This window comes from Streptomyces sp. 1331.2 (assembly GCF_900199205.1).
Lineage (GTDB): Bacteria > Actinomycetota > Actinomycetes > Streptomycetales > Streptomycetaceae > Kitasatospora.
On the sequence record NZ_OBMJ01000001.1, the window covers coordinates 2,683,666 to 2,701,386 of the forward strand.

General features: G+C 72.8%; 13 protein-coding genes. 9 read left to right on the forward strand and 4 right to left on the reverse strand.

Features of this window, described 5'->3' with window-relative positions; all coding sequences use genetic code 11:
- Positions 1–72: 72 nt before the first annotated feature.
- Positions 73–1,134 carry an ABC transporter permease gene (locus CRP52_RS11235; protein ID WP_257032417.1) on the forward strand — a complete coding sequence of 354 codons (1,062 nt, stop codon included), beginning with the start codon at positions 73–75 and terminating at the stop codon, positions 1,132–1,134.
- 75 nt (positions 1,135–1,209) lie between these two features.
- Here CRP52_RS11235 and CRP52_RS11240 read toward each other — a convergent pair whose 3' ends face one another.
- The 4 genes from CRP52_RS11240 to CRP52_RS11255 form a co-directional block, all read right to left on the reverse strand.
- Positions 1,210–2,424, reverse strand: a complete 1,215-nt coding sequence (locus CRP52_RS11240) for an ROK family transcriptional regulator (RefSeq protein ID WP_097236267.1) — start codon at positions 2,422–2,424, stop codon at positions 1,210–1,212.
- A gap of 17 nt (positions 2,425–2,441) precedes the next feature.
- Entirely contained in the window at positions 2,442–3,008 is a 567-nt protein-coding gene (locus CRP52_RS11245) for a GtrA family protein (protein ID WP_097236268.1), read from the reverse strand.
- Between the two features lie 83 nt (positions 3,009–3,091).
- Positions 3,092–5,485, reverse strand: coding sequence for an endopeptidase La (lon, locus tag CRP52_RS11250; protein ID WP_097236269.1), 2,394 nt, complete (start codon positions 5,483–5,485; stop codon positions 3,092–3,094).
- A gap of 170 nt (positions 5,486–5,655) precedes the next feature.
- On the reverse strand, positions 5,656–6,426 hold the full coding sequence (locus CRP52_RS11255; RefSeq protein ID WP_143685705.1) for a rhomboid-like protein: 771 nt from the start codon (positions 6,424–6,426) through the stop codon (positions 5,656–5,658).
- A 559-nt stretch (positions 6,427–6,985) separates the two neighbouring features.
- Between CRP52_RS11255 and CRP52_RS11260 the strand changes: the two genes are divergently transcribed.
- From CRP52_RS11260 to CRP52_RS11290, 8 genes are all read left to right on the forward strand, one after another.
- Positions 6,986–7,723 carry a response regulator transcription factor gene (locus CRP52_RS11260; protein ID WP_030057574.1) on the forward strand — a complete coding sequence of 246 codons (738 nt, stop codon included), beginning with the start codon at positions 6,986–6,988 and terminating at the stop codon, positions 7,721–7,723.
- Between the two features lie 118 nt (positions 7,724–7,841).
- On the forward strand, positions 7,842–9,053 hold the full coding sequence (locus CRP52_RS11265; protein WP_097236271.1) for a sensor histidine kinase: 1,212 nt from the start codon (positions 7,842–7,844) through the stop codon (positions 9,051–9,053).
- Positions 9,054–9,286: 233 nt separating this feature from the next.
- The gene (locus CRP52_RS11270) at positions 9,287–13,042 is read left to right on the forward strand and encodes a multifunctional oxoglutarate decarboxylase/oxoglutarate dehydrogenase thiamine pyrophosphate-binding subunit/dihydrolipoyllysine-residue succinyltransferase subunit (protein WP_097236272.1); all 3,756 of its coding nucleotides are present in this window, start codon (positions 9,287–9,289) and stop codon (positions 13,040–13,042) included.
- A gap of 256 nt (positions 13,043–13,298) precedes the next feature.
- Positions 13,299–14,555, forward strand: a complete 1,257-nt coding sequence (locus CRP52_RS38890; protein WP_257032419.1) for a serine/threonine-protein kinase — start codon at positions 13,299–13,301, stop codon at positions 14,553–14,555.
- Complete coding sequence (locus CRP52_RS38895; RefSeq protein WP_218893206.1) at positions 14,501–15,289, forward strand: hypothetical protein; 789 nt, start codon at positions 14,501–14,503, stop codon at positions 15,287–15,289. The genes CRP52_RS38890 and CRP52_RS38895 overlap by 55 nt, the downstream gene beginning before the upstream one ends.
- Positions 15,290–15,335: 46 nt before the next feature.
- A complete protein-coding gene (locus tag CRP52_RS11280) occupies positions 15,336–15,515 on the forward strand; it encodes a DUF6104 family protein (RefSeq protein WP_030057990.1) in 180 nt (59 codons plus the stop codon).
- Positions 15,516–15,749: 234 nt separating this feature from the next.
- Positions 15,750–16,652 carry a DUF4097 family beta strand repeat-containing protein gene (locus CRP52_RS11285; RefSeq protein ID WP_097236273.1) on the forward strand — a complete coding sequence of 301 codons (903 nt, stop codon included), beginning with the start codon at positions 15,750–15,752 and terminating at the stop codon, positions 16,650–16,652.
- A gap of 1 nt (position 16,653) precedes the next feature.
- Positions 16,654–17,685, forward strand: coding sequence for a PadR family transcriptional regulator (locus CRP52_RS11290; RefSeq protein ID WP_097236274.1), 1,032 nt, complete (start codon positions 16,654–16,656; stop codon positions 17,683–17,685).
- The last annotated feature ends 36 nt before the right edge of the window (positions 17,686–17,721 follow it).

A 17,721-nucleotide genomic window follows, 5' to 3' on the forward strand; every position in this document is an offset into this window, starting at 1 on the left:
AGCCAACTACTTCATGGTATGAAGTATCGGCTCCTGATGATCCGGTTTCCCCCCATACGCAAGGAGATGTGGATGGCAGCGCCTGGGCAGGGTTTCATCGCCGAACTGAAGAGCGCGGTCACCCCGCGCGCGGCACTGCTCGTGATCGGAGTGCTGCTGCTCCAACTCGGCTTCATCACCTCCTACGTCGGGGCGCTGCACAAGCCCGCCCCGCACAACCTCTCCATCGCAGTGGTCGCCCCGCCGCAGGTCGCCCCCAAGCTGGTCGGGGCGCTGGAGGCGGTCCCGAACGACGCCGTCAGGGCCGTCACCGCGCCGGACGCCGAGACCGCGACCGCGCAGATCAAGGACCAGAAGATCTACGCCGCCTGGGTCGTGAACCCGTCCGGCACCGAGGACACCCTGCTGGTAGGCGGCGCCCGCGGCCCATCCGCCGCCAAGGCCGCCGAGACGATCACCACCGCGATCGACAAGAACCAGGGCCGTACGGTCAAGGTCGAGGACGTCGTGCCGCTCGCCAAGGGCGACACCAACGGCCTCTCCGCCTTCTACCTGGTGATCGGCTGGTGCGTCGGCGGCTACCTGGTCGCCTCGATCCTCGGCATCAGCGCCGGCTCCAAGCCGGCCAACGCCCACCGCCTGCTGATCCGGCTGGGCGCCCTGGCGCTCTATTCGGTCGTGGCCGGCATCGGCGGCGCGGTCATCGCCGGGCCGGTACTGGACGCGCTGCCCGGCTCGGTCCTCGGCCAGTCCGCCCTCGGCGCGCTGGTGGTCTTCTCGGTCGGCGCCTTCACCATGGCGCTGCAGTGTCTGTTCGGGATCATCGGCATCGGCCTCGCGGTGCTGGTCTTCGTCGTCCTGGGCAACCCCAGCGCGGGCGGGGTCTACCCGGCGCCGATGATGCCGCCGTTCTGGCGGGCCATCGGCTCGGTCATCCCGAACGGCGCCGGCACCAGCGCGAGCAAGTCGATCGCCTACTTCGGCTCGACCAACCTGGGGATGCCGATCCTGGTCCTGGTGATCTGGGCGCTGGTCGGCATCGGCATCGCCTTCCTCGCCGTCCTGCGCGGCCCCCGCGCCGAGCAGCGCGAGCCCGCCGCCGTCGAGGCTCAGGGCGTGTCCGACAGGTCCTGAGCCCGACCACCTGAGCTCCCGGCCCCACCGGCCGGGGGCTCGGTGCGTTCCGGGCCGTACAAGACGTCGGACAGCTCAGCCGCCCGCGATCGAGCCCGGGTCGGCGACCACGGCGCGCACGACGCCCACCGCCGCACCCAGCAGCGGGCCGCGGCGGCCCAGCCGGGAGACGGTCAGCCGGTCGTCGGCCCACGGCCGGACGGTCACCCGGGCGGCCAGCTCGGCCCGCATGGCGGGCAGCAGCCAGGGCGCCAGCCGGGCGAAGCCGCCGCCCAGCACCACCTCGGCCGGGTCCAGCAGGTTGACCGCGCCGCTCGCCGCGATGCCGAGGGCGGTGCCGGCCCCGGCCAGGGCCGCGCGGGCCGGTTCGTCGCCGGCCGCGGCGCGGTCGGCGAGCAGTGCCACCCAGTCGCCCCGGGCACCGGTCAGTCCGGCCGCCCGCAACACGGCCGCCTCGCCCGCGTACTGCTCCAGGCAGCCGTGCGCCCCGCAGGCGCAGCGCGGCCCGTCGGGGTGGACCGGCACGTGGCCGAACTCGCCCGCGTAACCGCGCGCCCCGCGCAGCAGCCGGCCGCCGACCACGATCGCCGCGCCGACCCCGGCCTCGGCGGAGACGTACAGGAAGTCCTCGGCGCCGTCGCCCAGCCAGCGTTCGGCCAGGCCGCCCAGGTTGGCCTCGTTGTCGGCCTCGACCGGCAGCTCGGCCAGGCCGTCCGCGGCCGGCCGCAGCGCCGCACGCATTTCGGCGGCCAGCGGGACGTCCCGCCAGCCCAGGTTGGCGGCCCGCTGCAGCACCGCGCCGGAGGAACCGACCAGTCCGGGGACGGCCAGGGCCAGCCCGGCCGGGCGCAGGCCGGCTTCGGCGACGGCCGAGCGCAGCAGCCGGGCGAGGTCGGCCATGACGGCGGCGGGCTCCCGGCCGTGGTTGGCGCTCTCCTCGCGCCGCCAGGCGCGGACCTCGCCGCGCAGGTCGACCACGCAGGCGCCCAGGTGCCGGACGCCGATCTCGGCGCCGAGGCCGCCGGGCCCGAGCGGGTTGAGGCCGAGCGCGGTACCGGGGCGGCCGACCTTGCCGCTGGGTGCGGCGGGGCCCTCCTCGACCAGCAGGCCGCCGGCGATCAGCTGTTCGGCGAGGGAGGAGACCGCGGCCCTGGTCAGCCCGGTCTCGGCGGCCACCTCGGCGCGCGAGCGCGGGCCGCTCGCGATCACCCCGAGCACCAGGGCCAGATTGGCCCGGCGCATCCCCTGCTGGCTGGCAGGCCCGGTCCGGACGGCGTCCGGCTCGCGCATCAGGCTCACCTCGCCCCTTACGGCACGTCCCGTGGCATCTCGGGTGCAGCGTAACCGGGTTCCGGGGGCGCCGTCGCGACCAGGGCGGGCCGGGTGGACGCGGGCTCGGCGAGCCGGGTGAAGACCCACCGCTGCATCGCCCAGAAACGGAACAGCATCGCGACGAAGGTGCCGACGACCATGCCGCTGAGGAAGTCCGCGGCTTCCTGGGCGAAGGAGCTGATGTACGGCTCGCGCAGGTCCAGGACGTACCGGGAGATCACCAGTGGTACGACGTTGACCCCGACCGCCACCGCGCTGACCACGAAGAACAGCAGGGCCTCGCGCTGCCGGCCGCCGGCCCGGAAGGCCCAGCGGCGGTTCAGCACGTACGAGACGACGGTGGCGATCACCGTGGCGACGGTCAGTGCGACCACCGGCTTGTGCTGCAGCACGGTGAACTTGAGTTGGAGGTTGATCACCATGGTGAGCGCGAAGCAGGTGCCGCCGACCAGCAGGAACTTCACCAGTCGGCGGTGCCGCAGCAGGAAGGGGCGCAGCCGGTCCGGCACCCGGGCCAGCGCGCGCTGCGTGGGGGACGGCATCTCCGCAGTCTGGCACGCGGAGATGCCGTCGGCCCCTCGGACGGGTCCCGGTCGGACCGGCTCCCGGTCGGACCGGCTCCCGGTCAGGCGGCGACCAGCACCTCGGCCGGCTCCAGGGCCAGCGTCAGCACCTCCCGCACGTCCGCCACCGGGTGGACGGTGAGCCGCTCCAGCACCTCGGCCGGGACGTCGTCCAGGTCGGCCTCGTTGCGCTTGGGGATGATCACCGTGGTGACCCCGGCCCGGTCGGCGGCGAGCAGCTTCTGCTTCACCCCGCCGATCGGCAGCACCCGCCCGGTCAGCGACACCTCGCCGGTCATCGCCACGTCGGTGCGCACCTTGCGGCCGGAGAGCAGCGAGGCCAGCGCCGTGGTCATGGTGATGCCGGCGCTCGGGCCGTCCTTGGGGACGGCCCCGGCCGGGACGTGCAGGTGCACGCCGCGGTCGCGCAGCGAGGTGACCGGCAGCTCCAGCTCGGCACCGCGCGAACGCAGGTAGGAGAGCGCGATGTGCGCGGACTCCTTCATCACGTCGCCCAGCTGGCCGGTGAGGGTCAGCCCGGTGCCGCCGGTCTCGGCGTCGGCCAGCGAGGCCTCGATGTAGAGGACGTCGCCGCCGGCGCCGGTCACCGCGAGGCCGGTGGCCACGCCGGGGACGGCGGTGCGGCGCTCGGCCGGCTCCTGGGCGGACTCCGGCACGTGGTGCGGCCGGCCGATCAGGGCGCGCAGGTCCGCCGCGCCGACCGCGGCGGGCAGCTCGCGCTCGCCCAGCTCGGCCTGTGCGGCGATCTTGCGCAGCACCCGGGCGATCGAGCGCTCCAGGTTCCGTACGCCCGCCTCCCGGGTGTACTCCCCCGCGAGCCTGCGCAGCGCCTCCTCGTCCACGCTGACCTGCTCGCCGCCGAGGCCGGCCTTCTCCAGCTGGCGCGGGAGCAGGTGGTCGCGGGCGATGACGACCTTCTCGTCCTCGGTGTAGCCGTCGAGCCTGACCAGCTCCATCCGGTCGAGCAGCGGCTCGGGGATGGCCTCCAGCACGTTGGCGGTGGCGAGGAAGACGACGTCGGAGAGGTCGAGCTCGACCTCCAGGTAGTGGTCCCGGAAGGTGTGGTTCTGCGCCGGGTCCAGCACCTCCAGCAGGGCGGCGGCCGGGTCTCCCCGGTAGTCGGAGCCGACCTTGTCGATCTCGTCGAGCAGGACGACCGGGTTCATCGAGCCGGCCTCCTTGATCGCCCGCACCAGCCGGCCGGGCTGCGCGCCGACGTAGGTGCGCCGGTGGCCGCGGATCTCGGCCTCGTCCCGGACGCCGCCGAGCGCGACCCGGACGAAGCTGCGACCCATGGCGCGGGCCACCGACTCGCCGAGCGAGGTCTTGCCGACGCCGGGCGGGCCGACCAGGGCCAGCACCGCGCCGCCCCGGCGCCCGCCGACCAGCCCGAGCCCCTGGTCGGCCCGGCGCTTGCGCACCGCGAGGTACTCGACGATGCGGTCCTTCACGTCGGCCAGGCCGGCGTGGTCGGCGTCCAGCACCGCGCGGGCGCCGGCGATGTCGTACGCGTCCTCGCTGCGCTCGTTCCAGGGCAGCTCCAGGACGGTGTCCAGCCAGGTGCGGATCCAGGAGCCCTCGGGGGACTGGTCGGAGCTGCGCTCCAGCTTGTCGACCTCCTTGAGCGCGGCCTCGCGGACCTTCTCGGGCAGGTCGGCGGACTCGACCCGGGCGCGGTAGTCGCCCTCCTCGTCGGCCGGGTCGCCGTTCAGCTCGGCCAGTTCCTTGCGGACGGCCTCCAGCTGGCGGCGGAGCAGGAACTCCTTCTGCTGCTTGGCCACGCCCTCCTCGACGTCCTTGCGGATGGTGTCGTTGACCTCCTCCTCGGCGAGGTGGTCGCGCAGCAGGGTCAGCGCGTACTCCAGGCGGGCGACCTGGTCGGCCTCCAGCAGCACCTTGAGCTTCTGCTCGGCGGTGGCGAAGGGCGCGTAGCCGATGTTGTCGGCGAGCTCGCCGACGCCCTCGATCTGCGCCACCCGGTCGACGATCTGCCAGGCGCCGCGCTTGCGCAGCCACTGGGTGGACAGCGCCTTGTACTCCTTGACCAGCTCGGCGGCCCGGCCGGCCACCGGCATGCCGACCGAGGATTCCTTGAACGGCGTGGTCTCCACCCAGAGGGCGGCGCCGGGGCCGGTGGTGCCGACCCCGATGCGGACCCGGCGCACGGCGCGCACCAGCGCCGCCGGATCGCCGTCGGCCAGCCGTCCGACCTGCTCCACGGTGGCCAGCGTGCCGACCGCCGCGTACGAGCCGTCCACCCGCGGGACCAGCAGGACCTGCGGCTTGCCGGGGCCGCCGGCCGCGGAGCGGGCGGCCTCGACGGCGGCGCGCACCTCGGTGTCCTTCAGGTCCAGCGGAACGACCATGCCCGGCAGCACGACCTCGTCGTCGAGCGGCAGGACGGGCAGGGTGAGCGGTGTGGACGTCGATGCCATGATCTCTCCCCAGTCAGTGAACTTGAGTCGACCTGACTAAGGCTTGGCGGGCGCCGGATGTTCCCCGCCGCTTGTTCGCTGCGAGCGAACACGATCCGGCCGGGGAGGCCCGGCGGAGGCGGCCGTCAAAAGCACCCACGAGGACGTCCCGGGAGAACCCCGGGAAGTTCTCAAGAAATCCTCAGGATGTCGGGAACGTCCGCAAAGGGAACGCCGGGCGCCACTTCGGCCCGCGGCCGGGGCGGGCGCCGCTCGGCCCGGCGCAGCCAGCGCCAGAGCGCCACTCCGGCGAGCACCGCCGCCGGGTGCCCCACCGCGGTGACCACGTCCCGGTCGGAGGCGATCTGCTCGGCGATCATCAGTCCGGCGCCGCCCAGGGCCAGCAGCCGCCCGCGCCAGGAGAGCAGTCCGGCCACCGCGCCCAGGCAGGCGAGCACGCCGTAGCTGACCCCGATGTCCAGGTGGTCCAGCACCTCGGGCGCCATCCGCCCGGCCCCCACCGCGGTGATCACCACGCCCTGGGAGAGCAGCGTCGCCGCGACGTGCCCGATCCCGAAGACGGCGGCCGCCCGGGCGGATCCGACCCTGCGCTCCAGCGGGGCGAGGGTGAAGGCGAATCCCCACAGGTAGGGCATCCAGACCTCGCCGGCCACCCAGAAACCGCTCAGCACCAGGGCCCGCAGCGGGTGCTGCAGCAGGTTGTGCCCGTCCGAGCTGGAGGCTTCCTGCAGCCGCTGGACGAGGTCCGGATCGGCGAGCCGGGCGAAGGTCGTGGTGGCGCCGACGACGGCGAGGTACCCGAGGGTGAAGGGGGTGCGTCGGGGCGTCGGAACGCGGTCCAGCACCCATGGCGCGACGCCGGCGCGCAGCCCGAGCCGGAGCATTCCGTACGGCGCTCCCGTGGGCGCGTTCCCGCCGGGCCCGGTCCGCACTACCGCCATGCCGCCTCCGCCCGACGTCCGTGGCCCACCGGCTCCCGCCCGGTGTCCAACGCACCGGCGCGCGCCGCGGATTCCGCCCGGACGGGTGTTGTCGTGGCCACGGTACGTCGAGGTTCTGGGAGGCACCTGGGAAAACCCGGTGAAGACCGTCGCCGTAACGGACTCCCGGATTCCTGGTATTGGTCCAGACCTTCTTTCGATTGACGCGTCAGTAGGGCCTCTGACCGGGGACTTGGCGTCAACTCGGCTGCATACGTACCGTTACGCAGTGAAAAATCGCCGGGTAAGGTATCGGCCCGTGCCCACTCGTGCAGTGGGTCCGAGGGCGGCCCGAACAGCCGGCCCACGGGCCGGAAACGTCCGGTCCACCTGCCGGGAAGCACCCGCTGTCCGTACGCTGCGATGTGCGCGGAAACGCGGACGGGCGACAATCCGTCCTCGTTCCCGATCGCGACGGGACGGCGGACCCGGCACAGTCCACGACGGAACAAGACTACGAGCGGAGCCCCGCCATCCCCACAGGTGGCCGGCCCGCAGCCCTGGGGGCGGTGGCGTGACCGTGACAGAAATTCAGCAGGACAACCACAACACCGGCGGCACAGTGAGCAGCCAGCGCAGAGTGCTGGTGGTGGAGGACGAGCCCACGATCGCCGAGTCGATCGCGGCCCGGCTGGGCGCGGAGGGCTTCAAGGTCGCCGTGGCCCACGACGGGCCGGGCGCGGTCGACGGCTTCCACACCTGGCAGCCCGACCTGGTCGTCCTCGACATCATGCTGCCCGGCTTCGACGGCCTGGAGGTGTGCCGCCGGATCCAGGCCCAACGCCCGGTGCCGGTACTGATGCTGACCGCGCGCGACGACGAGACGGACCTGCTGGTCGGCCTCGGCGTGGGCGCGGACGACTACATGACCAAGCCGTTCTCGATGCGCGAACTGGCCGCCCGGGTCAACGTGCTGCTGCGCCGCGTCGAGCGCGCCCAGCAGGCCGCCCGGACGCCCGCGCTCGGCTCGCTGCGCTTCGGCGAGCTGGAGATCGACCACGTGCAGCGCCGGGTCCGGCTGGCCTCGGGCGACGTCCACCTGACGCCGACCGAGTTCGACCTGCTCGCCTGCCTGGCCGCCCAGCCGCGCGCCGTGCTCACCCGCGAGCAGCTGCTGGCCGAGGTCTGGGACTGGACCGACGCGTCCGGCACCCGCACCGTGGACAGCCACGTCAAGGCACTGCGCCGCAAGATCGGCGCCAGCTGGATCCGCACCGTGCACGGTGTCGGGTACGCACTGGAGGCCCCGCTCTCCTAGGACTCGTCACCGACGAGTCCCGCGGCGAGCCGCGGGCGACGGGCCACCGGGGGGCCCGTGTCCGCAGGGACGCCGCACCACCACGCGGGGGGACACACGCGGGGACCACAGGGGACCAATGACCTTTCCACAGCAACGCAACGGGGACTCCGAGGGCGCACGGCCGCAGACGCTGGCCGCCCGTGCAGCCCACCGGGTCTGGACCGACATCCGGCCGCTCGACCCGGTGCGCTCGATCAAGGGCAAGCTCGCCCTGCTCGTGATCGTCTCCGTGTTCCTGGCCACCGGGATGGTGGTCGTGGCGATCCGGTCCGAGACCCAGATCCGGATCATCATGGTCTTCTCCATGATCGCCTCGCTGCTCTTCATGCAGTTCCTCGCGCACGGGCTGACCGCCCCCCTGCGCGAGATGACGGCCGCCGCCCGCGCGATGGCCTCCGGCGACTACAGCCGCCGGGTCGAGGTGAACTCGCGCGACGAGATCGGCGAGCTGGCGGCCGCCTTCAACGCCATGGCCGCCGACCTGGAAGCCGCCGACCAGCACCGGCGCGAGCTGGTCGCCAACGTCTCGCACGAGCTGCGCACGCCGATCGCCGCGCTGCGCGCCGTGCTGGAGAACGTGGTGGACGGGGTCGTCCAGCCCAATCCGGCGACGCTGGGGGCGGCGCTGGAGCAGACCGAGCGGCTCGGCCGCCTGGTCACCCACCTGCTCGACCTCTCCAAGATCGACGACGGCGTGGTCGACCTGGACGCCCGTCCCTTCGAGGTGCGCGAGTTCCTGGACGGTGTGCTGCGCGGGGTCACCGTGGACGGCGCGACGGCCGGCGGGGCCTTCTCCCGCCGCGGCGACGTCCGGCTCGCCCTGGAGGTCAGCCCGGCCGGCCTGACCGGCGTCGCGGACCCGGAACGGCTCCACCAGGTGGTCGCCAACCTGGTCGACAACGCCTGCAAGCACTCCCCGCCCGGCGGCACCGTGACGGTGCGCGCCCGTCCCGACTGCGAGGACGGCGCCCTCCTGCTGGAGGTCGAGGACGAGGGCCCCGGCATCCCGCCGGCCGACCGCACCCGGGTCTTCGAGCGGTTCAGCCGCAGCGGCACCGCGACCGCCGCCGGGGCGGGCGCGGACGGCGGCACCGGCCTGGGCCTGGCCATCGCCCGCTGGGCGGTGGACCTGCACGGCGGTCGGATCGCGGTGGCCGAGTCCCCGCGCGGCTGCCGGATCGTGGTCCGCCTGCCCGGGCAGCGGCAGGACGAGGGCCAGGACGGGAGCCGGGACGAGGGCCGGGACATTTGTCACAGATCCGACACAGACGCATACGAAGATCGTTAGAGGATTTCCGTAGGGGTTTGTCCGGTTTCCTCCGGATATCAGGCCTGTTCGAGCCCGATCGCTTCCCCTCAGATACGGCTTTCTAACGCAGTTTTTCGGCCAAACTGCAGGTCAGGACTGTGATCTGGACGACGCCTGGCCCCCGGGGACTGCGCGATCACTGGTCAGGGGCGTAGCCTTAATCCCCGCTGTCCAAACATCCCAAAAGGAAGCGGAAGAGGGCGGTTGCCGCCGTGTCGCCACAGTCCCCTGAAACCCCCAACAGCTCGGCAAGCTCCACTGGCTTCGGCCCCAATGAGTGGCTCGTCGACGAGATCTACCAGCAGTACCTCCAGGACCCGAACTCGGTCGACCGAGCCTGGTGGGACTTTTTCGCCGACTACAAGCCCGGTACCGAGGTGACCCCAGTGACCCAGGCCGCGACCCAGGCCGGCCCCACGCCGACCCCTGCCGCTGCCCCCGCGCCCGCCGCTGCTGCTCCGGCCGCGCCCGCCCCCGCCGCACCGGCCGCCCCGGCCGCTCCGGCTCCGGCTGCCGCTCCGCTCGCCGCCGCGCCCGCCGCACCCCCGGCCCCGAAGGCCGCCGCCGCGGCCCCGGCCCCGGCCGCGCCCGCCGCCGCTGCCGGCCCCGAGCTGGTCCAGCTGCGCGGCCCGGCGAAGGCCGTCGCCACCAACATGGACGCCTCGCTGGAGGTGCCGACCGCAACCTCGGTCCGCGCCGTCCCGGCGAAGCTGTTGATCGACAACCGCATCGTCATCAACAACCACCTGCAGCGCGCCCGCGGCGGCAAGGTCTCCTTCACCCACCTCATCGGTTACGCCCTGGTCCAGGCCATCAAGGCCTCCCCGGGCATGAACCACAGCTACAAGGTGGAGGACGGCAAGGCCTTCCTGGTCAAGCCCGAGCACGTCAACCTCGGCCTGGCCATCGACCTGGTCAAGCCGAACGGCGACCGCCAGCTGGTCGTCGCGGCCATCAAGAAGGCCGAGACGCTCGACTTCTTCGGCTTCTGGCAGGCCTACGAGGACATCGTCCGCCGGGCCCGCGCCAACAAGCTGACCATGGACGACTTCACCGGCGTCACGGTCTCGCTGACCAACCCCGGCGGCATCGGCACCGTGCACTCCGTGCCGCGCCTGATGCAGAACCAGGGCACCATCGTCGGCGTCGGCGCCATGGAGTACCCGGCCGAGTTCCAGGGCTCCGCCCCGGAGACCCTGGCCCGCCTCGGCGTCTCCAAGATCATGACGCTGACCTCGACCTACGACCACCGCGTCATCCAGGGCGCGGCGTCCGGCGAGTTCCTGCGCGAGATCCACCGCCTGCTGCTCGGCGAGAACGGCTTCTACGACGAGATCTTCGAGTCGCTGCGGATCCCGTACGAGCCGGTCCGCTGGGCCACCGACGTCGCCACCACCCACGACGACGAGGTCAACAAGACCGCGCGCGTCATGGAGCTCATCCACTCCTACCGGGTCCGCGGCCACCTGATGGCCGACACCGACCCGCTGGAGTACAAGCAGCGCAAGCACCCCGACCTGGACGTCGTCCAGCACGGCCTCACCCTGTGGGACCTGGAGCGCGAGTTCGCGGTCGGCGGCTTCGGCGGCCAGAAGATGATGAAGCTCCGCGACATCCTCGGCCTGCTGCGCAACACGTACTGCCGCACCGTCGGCATCGAGTACATGCACATCCAGGACCCGAAGCAGCGCAAGTGGCTGCAGGAGCGCCTGGAGAAGCCGTACGCGAAGCCCGAGCGCGAGGAGCAGCTGCGGATCCTCCGCCGCCTGAACTCCGCCGAGGCCTTCGAGACCTTCCTGCAGACCAAGTACGTCGGCCAGAAGCGCTTCTCGCTGGAGGGCGGTGAGTCGCTGATCGCGCTGCTGGACGCGACCATCGACGCCGCCGCCGAGCACCGCCTCGACGAGGCCGTCATCGGCATGGCCCACCGCGGCCGCCTGAACGTGCTGGCCAACATCGTCGGCAAGCCGTACGGCAAGATCTTCGGCGAGTTCGAGGGCAACCTCGACCCGAAGTCGATGCACGGCTCCGGCGACGTCAAGTACCACCTGGGCGCCGAGGGCACCTTCACCGGCCTGGACGGCGAGACCATCAAGGTCTCGCTCGCCGCGAACCCCTCCCACCTGGAGGCCGTGGACCCGGTCGTCGAGGGCATCGCCCGCGCCAAGCAGGACATCCTGGACCAGGGCGGCACCACCTTCCCGGTGCTGCCGATCCAGATCCACGGCGACGCGGCCTTCGCCGGCCAGGGCGTCGTCGCGGAGACCCTGAACATGTCGCAGCTGCGCGGCTACCGCACCGGCGGCACCGTGCACGTCGTGGTGAACAACCAGGTCGGCTTCACCGCCGCCCCGGCCTCCTCGCGCTCCTCGATGTACTGCACCGACGTGGCCCGCATGATCGAGGCCCCGATCTTCCACGTGAACGGCGACGACCCGGAGGCCGTGGTCCGCGTCGCGCGGCTCGCCTTCGAGTTCCGCCAGGAGTTCCACAAGGACGTGGTGATCGACCTCATCTGCTACCGCCGCCGCGGTCACAACGAGGCCGACAACCCGTCGTTCACCCAGCCGCTGATGTACGACCTGATCGACAAGAAGCGCTCGGTGCGCAAGCTGTACACCGAGGGCCTGATCGGTCGCGGCGACATCACCATGGAAGAGGCGGAGCAGGCGCTCCAGGACTTCCAGGGCCAGCTGGAGAAGGTCTTCGCCGAGGTCCGCGACGCGGCCCAGGCGCCGGCCGTCGGCACCAACGGCAAGCCGGTCGCCGACTTCCCGGTCTCCATCCAGACCGGCATCTCCCAGGAGATGGTCAAGCGGATCGCGGCCTCCCAGGTCAACCACCCGGACTGGCTGACCGTCCACCCGCGCCTGCTGCCGCAGCTGCAGCGCCGCGCCGCCTCGGTCGAGGACAACACCATCGACTGGGCGATGGGCGAGACCCTCGCCATCGGCTCGCTGCTGATGGAGGGCCACCCGGTCCGCCTGGCCGGCCAGGACAGCCGCCGCGGCACCTTCGGCCAGCGGCACGCCGTCCTGATCGACCGCAAGACCGGCGAGGACTACACCCCGCTGCAGTACCTCACCGAGGACCAGGCCCGCTACACCGTCTACGACAGCCTGCTGTCGGAGTACGCGGCCATGGGCTTCGAGTACGGCTACTCGCTGACCCGCCCGAACGCGCTGGTCATGTGGGAGGCGCAGTTCGGCGACTTCGTCAACGGCGCGCAGACCATGGTGGACGAGTACATCGCCTCCGCCGAGCAGAAGTGGGGCCAGCACTCCGGCGTCACCCTGCTGCTGCCGCACGGCTACGAGGGCCAGGGCCCGGACCACTCGTCCGCCCGCCCGGAGCGCTTCCTCCAGCTGTGCGCGCAGAACAACATGACGGTCGCGATGCCGACCCTGCCGTCGAACTACTTCCACCTGCTGCGCTGGCAGGCGCACAACCCGCACCACAAGCCGCTGGTCGTCTTCACCCCGAAGTCGATGCTGCGTCTGAAGGCCGCGGCGAGTGCGACCGAGGAGTTCCTGTCCGGCTCGTTCCGCCCGGTCATCGGCGACACCACCGTCGACCCGGCGCAGGTCCGCAAGGTGGTCATCACCGCCGGCAAGTTCTACTACGACCTGGAGGCCGCCCGCACCGAGCGCGGCGTCACCGACACCGCGATCGTCCGGGTCGAGCGGCTCTACCCGCTGCCGGTGGCCGAGCTCCAGGAGGAGCTGGCCCGCTACGGCGACAACGTCCAGTTCATCTGGGCGCAGGAGGAGCCGGACAACCAGGGTGCCTGGCCGTTCATCGCGATGAACCTGGTCGACCACCTGCAGGTCGTCATCGGCCGCAGCGCCGCCGGCGACTCCCGCCTGCGCCGCGTCGCCCGCACGACGGCCTCGTCCCCGGCGGTCGGCTCGGCCAAGCGGCACGCCGCCGAGCAGCAGGCGCTGATCGAAGAGGTCTACTCGCTCTGACGCGCGACAGCCTGAGCGTGTGCGGCTCACCGGCCCCCGTCCTCCCATCCGGGAGGGCGGGGGCCGCGTCGTTTCCCGGAGAACCGTTTCACCGCCGAGCCATGTCAAGGTCGCAGCTCTGCAACCAATCCGGGGCCGCGGTGCACGAGCTCCTGACGGATCGATAGGTTATGGCTCGCCAGTCGGACGCCGGCGCCCGTCACCGCGCCCGCCGCCTCGGCCGTACGCCTCACCGCACTCCCAGGGGGATCACCACATGACCGCCGACACGCCTCGCGACGCCGGCCAGCTCCCGCCGGTCTTCCAGCCGCTGCTCCCGGACGACCCCCGGGAGGTCGGCGGCTACCGGCTGTTCGCCCGGCTAGGCGCCGGCGGCATGGGCCGGGTCTACCTGTCGTACACCCCGGGCGGGCGCCCGGTCGCGCTGAAGGTGGTGCGCCCGGAGTTCGCCGAGGACGGCGAGTTCCGCCGCCGCTTCGCCCAGGAGGTCAGCAACGCCCAGCGCATCCACGGGCTCTACACCGCGCAGGTGATCGACTCCGGCGGCCTGGACGGCGACGCCCCCTGGCTGGTCACCGCGTACGTCCCGGGCCCGTCCCTGCAGCAGGTGGTGCGCGAGAACGGCGCGCTGCCGGTGCGCACCGTACTGCTGCTGATGGGCGGCATCGCCGAGGCGCTGCAGGCGATCCACAGCGTCGAGGTGGTCCACCGCGACCTCAAGCCCGCCAACGTGCTGGTCGCCGGGGACGGCCCGCGGGTGATCGACTTCGGCATCGCCCGGGCCGCCGACGCCACCGCCCTGACCGGCACCGGCTACCGGATCGGCTCCCCCGCCTTCATGTCCCCCGAGCAGGCCCAGGGCCGCCCGGTCACGCCGGCCACCGACGTCTTCGCGCTCGGTGCCCTGGCCGCGTACGTGGCCGGCGGCACCCCGCCGTTCGGCGACGGCCCGGACACCGCGGTGCTCTACCGGGTGGTGCACGAGGAGCCGGACCTGTCCGGCCTGCCCGCGGACCTGCGCGAGCTGGTCCAGCGCTGCCTGGCGAAGAGCCCGGAGGACCGCCCGACGCCCGCCGAGATCATCCAGGTCGCCCGCAACCACCCGGAGGTCGGCGGCCAGCTGCGGTTCGGCGACGACTGGCTGCCGCGCGAGATCAACACCGAGATCACCCGGCGCTCCGACCTGCCCAAGACGCCCCCACGCCGCTGCCGGCCGCTCCCGCCACCCCGCCGACCCAGGCCCCGGCGTTCCCGGCCGCCCCGGCCACTCCCCCGCCGCCGGCCGGCGCGCCCACCCACCCGGTCGCCGCGCCGACCCACCCGGCCACCGTCGCCCACCCGCAGCAGCCCGCCACGCCCCCGCCCGGCTTCGCCCCGCCGCCGCTCGGCGCGTACGGCGCCCCGCAGCCGCCCACCGAGTCGCCGACCGCCCCGCTGCTGCCCTCGCCGCCCACCGTCATGCTCCAGCCGGAGCCGCCGTCCTTCGACACCCCGCCGCCCGGCCCGGTGGTGACCGCCACCCCGGAGCCCCAGCCGGAGCCCAAGCGCAAGGGCGGGGTGTCCTGGAAGGTGCTGCTCACCGTCGCCCTGGTGATGGCCGTCGGCGGCACCGCGGGCGGCGTGGCGCTGATGAAGAAGCTCGACGACGGCAAGACGAAGGACTCCAAGGCGGCCGGCCCCGTCACCACGGCCCAGAGCCCGAGCCCGACCCCGACCTCGCAGAAGACGGCCTCCGCCGACTCCGGCCCGACCGGCTCCTCCGGCGACTCGGTGACGGCCGCACCCTCCAAGTCCGGCCAGAGCGCCGTCTCGGCCCCCGCCCGGCCGACCGGCTACACCCCGATCCTGGACAAGAAGTCGCTCTCGATCCCGGGCGCCGAGTACACCAGCGACACCTACCGGATCGACCTGAACGCGGGCACCGTGGTCCCGCACTCCGGCGAGCTCAAGTGGGGCCTCGGGGTGTCCAACAACGGCAGCGGCAGCAAGGCCAACGCCTTCGACAGCTACGGCGACGACAAGTCGGACTTCGCGGTGATCACCGAGCCGACCGTCACCGCCGAGCAGTGCGCCGCCGCGATCGACTCCCGGCCGGACACCGACCTCTCGTACAACCGGGTCGCCCCCGGCCGGCTGCTCTGCATCCGCGACCGGGTCACCCGCAACATCGCCGTCGCGGTGATCGAGCAGGCCGACCCGACCACCGGGGCCGCCAAGGTCACCGTCAGCACCTGGCGGGCCAGCTGACCGGTCTATCCTGACCAGGTCAATTCCCATCCGACCGGAGCGAACCGTGTACTTCACCGACCGAGGCATCGAGGAGCTGGAGAACCGGCGCGGCGACGAGGAGGTCACCTTCGAGTGGCTGGCCGAGCGCCTGCGCGAGTTCGTCGACCTCAACCCGGACTTCGAGATCCCGGTCGAGCGGCTGGCCACCTGGCTGGCCCGGCTCGACGACGAGGACGACGAGTGACCCGGTGACGGTCCGACGAGGGGCCCGGGAGGCAACCGCCTCCCGGGCCCCTCGCATGTCCGCACCGCTCCCCAGGGGAATCCGCGAGGGGCGGGTCGGGGTCGGGTCGGGGACGGGCCGGGGTCGGGTCGGGGTCCGGTTCCGGGTCCGGGACGCTTGACTCTCCCGGCACGCGATATATCGTCTTTGGAAGAGAACGCGATACATCGCGATCGACAACGGGAGGCGGCAGAGATGAGCCAGTGGACGGTCGACGGCCCCGAGCGGATCACCATCGACGAGGAGGTCCGCGCGCTGCACGTGCGGATCATCGACGGCACCGTGAACGTCGTCGCGGCGGAGGGCCCGGCCCGCCTGGAGATCACCGAGCTCCAGGGCGAGCCGCTGCACGTGACGCTGGTGGACGGCGTCCTGACGGTCACCTACAAGGACATCAACAGCTGGGGCGAGTTCGGCGACTGGCTCAAGTCGGTCGGCTCGGTCAAGAGCTTCTTCGGCACCCTCAAGCGCAAGCGGGTCGCCGGTGTGACCCTGACCGTGCCGGCCGCCGCCGAGGTCAAGGTCGGCACCGTCTCGGCCCAGGCCACCGTCTCCGGCGTCGCCGGGAACGTCTCGGTGCAGAGCGCCAACGGCGACACCACCCTGGTCGCGCTCAGCGGCCGCACCGACGCCAACACCGTCACCGGCGACGTGGACGCCGAGGCGGTCGGCGGCCGGCTGCGGGTGAACACCGTCTCCGGCCGACTCACCGTCCTCGCCGGCACCGCCGAGCGGGTCCAGGCCAACGCCGTCACCGGCGCCGTCACCCTGGACCTGGACGTCGACGGCGAGACCGACGTCAAGGTCACCACCGTCAGCGGCCCGGTCGCGATCCGGATCCCGTCCCGCACCGACGCCAAGGTCGAGGCCGGTTCCACCAGCGGCGACATCTCCAGCAGCTTCGAGCAGCTGAAGCTGAGCGGCACCTGGGGTGCCAAGAAGCTGTCCGGCCAGCTCGGCGAGGGCCGCGGCAGCCTCAACGTGACCACCGTCTCCGGCGCGGTCACCGTCCTGAGCCGCCCCGAGCCTGAGGAGGACGGCCCGGCCAAGGAGCTCCCGGCCGCCCCCGGCAAGCCCGACCTCACCAAGGAGGCCTGAGATGACCCCCGTGTTCGGCCACGGCCGGCTCCGGCTCTACCTGCTGAAGCTGCTGGACGAGGCCCCGCGGCACGGCTACGAGGTGATCCGCCTGCTGGAGGAGCGCTTCCAGGGCCTGTACGCCCCCTCCGCCGGCACGGTCTACCCGCGGCTGGCCAAGCTGGAGCAGGAGGGCCTGGTCGCCCACAGCACCGAGGGCGGCCGCAAGGTCTACCGGCTGACCGACGCCGGGCGGGCCGAACTCGAAGCCCGGCATGGCGAGTTGGACGAGCTGGAGGTGGAGATCCGGGACTCCGTGGCGCAGCTCGCCGGGGCGATCCGCGAGGACGTCCGGGACAGCGCCAAGGACCTGCGCGAGGAGCTGTGGAAGGCCGCGAAGCAGGCTCCCCGCCCGGACCGTGCCCCGGACGGGGACCCGTGGGCCGGCCCCTGGGGCGACAACGAGGCCTGGCAGCGCGCCAAGGAGGAGTTCGCCCAGTTCAAGCAGCAGGCCAAGGAGCAGGCCAAGCGCGCCCGGGAGCAGGAGAAGGCCGCCAAGGCCAAGGCGAAGGCCGCCGAGGAGGAGGCCCGCCGGCTGCGCGAGCAGGCCAAGGCCTCGCGCACGGCCGCCCAGCAGGAGGCGCTGCGGATCAAGCGCCGGGTCGAGCAGCAGGTGCGCGAGCACGCCGCCAAGGGCGACTGGCCGACCGGTCTGGCCGAGGGCCTGGCCGAGCTCACCAAGGGCCTGTCCGGCCTCGCCGACGCGGCCCGCTGGGGCCAGCCGGCGGACCAGCCCGCCGACGCCGGCGAGCGGATCACCGTGACCCGGATCGACCTGGACGAGGACGCGCCCGCCACCCCGGCCGACCTGCCCTCCTGGGCGCGCACAGACCCGGCCGAGGACCCGTCCCGCGAGCTGGAGCGGCTGCTCGACCGCTTCCGCGACCAGGTCCGCGACGCGGCCCGGGACGGCGGGGTGAGCCCGGACAAGCTCGCCGAGGCGCGCTCGGTGCTGGGCGCCGCGGGCGAACGCCTGAAGCGGCTGCTCGGCTGACGGCTGCTCGACTGCTCAGCCGCCGGCTGGAGGACC

Coding starts and splice junctions, on each gene's coding strand:
- CRP52_RS11235 (WP_257032417.1), top strand. CDS start 73: ATGGCAGCGCCTGGGCAGGGTTTCATCGCCGAACTGAAGAGCGCGGTC.
- CRP52_RS11240 (WP_097236267.1), bottom strand. CDS start 2,424: ATGCGCGAGCCGGACGCCGTCCGGACCGGGCCTGCCAGCCAGCAGGGG.
- CRP52_RS11245 (WP_097236268.1), bottom strand. CDS start 3,008: ATGCCGTCCCCCACGCAGCGCGCGCTGGCCCGGGTGCCGGACCGGCTG.
- lon (WP_097236269.1), bottom strand. CDS start 5,485: ATGGCATCGACGTCCACACCGCTCACCCTGCCCGTCCTGCCGCTCGAC.
- CRP52_RS11255 (WP_143685705.1), bottom strand. CDS start 6,426: ATGGCGGTAGTGCGGACCGGGCCCGGCGGGAACGCGCCCACGGGAGCG.
- CRP52_RS11265 (WP_097236271.1), top strand. CDS start 7,842: ATGACCTTTCCACAGCAACGCAACGGGGACTCCGAGGGCGCACGGCCG.
- CRP52_RS38890 (WP_257032419.1), top strand. CDS start 13,299: ATGACCGCCGACACGCCTCGCGACGCCGGCCAGCTCCCGCCGGTCTTC.
- CRP52_RS38895 (WP_218893206.1), top strand. CDS start 14,501: ATGCTCCAGCCGGAGCCGCCGTCCTTCGACACCCCGCCGCCCGGCCCG.
- CRP52_RS11285 (WP_097236273.1), top strand. CDS start 15,750: ATGAGCCAGTGGACGGTCGACGGCCCCGAGCGGATCACCATCGACGAG.
- CRP52_RS11290 (WP_097236274.1), top strand. CDS start 16,654: ATGACCCCCGTGTTCGGCCACGGCCGGCTCCGGCTCTACCTGCTGAAG.